The following is a 759-nucleotide window of genomic DNA, read 5'->3' on the forward strand; positions in this document are numbered from 1 at the left end:
GTGACGCCCTCGCCAGTCCAATAGTCCTGACCGATGACGTCGTACATGCTGATCGTTCGATCTTCGCCAGCGGCCGACGCCTGTACGCTCGCATCCCAGCGATCAAATGCTGCCATCGAAACGTGCGAACGGATGCCGTCATGCGGGCGGCCGTACGGCGCGCTCGGCAATGTGCGGAGGCTCATCTGCTTATTCCCTTGAGGATGTGTCGTCTTGCAGGCCGAGAAGCGTGCGCAAGTGCGCCCGCGCCTGATGCATGGGATCGTTCGTGCCGATAGCGTCAAGCATGGTCATTGCGGACTGAACCGTCAGAACCGACGCATTACCACCCATCGGCTCGCGCTCTTCCAGTTCGCGCACTTCGTCACGAGTCAAAATGCCGTTGTTGACCATCACGGAATAGAACGTCGCACGTGCCGCGCTGTCAGCGCGAAGCAAGCCCTCGACGGAGAACTTGGCGTAGTAACGAGTTCGCTCCGCCGGGCTGAGAAGGTCTTTGCTGATGGCCTGCTCAATCCTCTTCAACCACGGAGCAAGCGTGAATGTCAGGAAGGCGATCATCTGCTGCTCGATCCCGGTTCCCCAACTTGTCGACTTCTCCGAATGACCGACCATCCAAGGCGGCACACGGAACCACCGGCAAATCTCTTCGACGCTAAACCCACGAGACTCGAGCAATTGGGCATCGGACGGGTTGATGCCCAGCGTGTCGGCATCCATCCCACCTTCAAGCAACGGCGATTTCCCTGCGTTGAGCGC

The 759-nt window shown here is 59.6% G+C and carries 1 protein-coding gene; it reads right to left on the bottom strand.

Annotated elements, in window-relative coordinates; translation table 11 throughout:
• Nucleotides 1–189: 189 nt before the first annotated feature.
• The coding region (locus tag PMO31116_RS23525; protein WP_150568814.1) for a phage portal protein at nucleotides 190–759 on the bottom strand (570 nt) is incomplete at its 5' end.

Origin of the sequence: Pandoraea morbifera, from assembly GCF_902459575.1 — a bacterium.
GTDB lineage: Bacteria > Pseudomonadota > Gammaproteobacteria > Burkholderiales > Burkholderiaceae > Pandoraea > Pandoraea morbifera.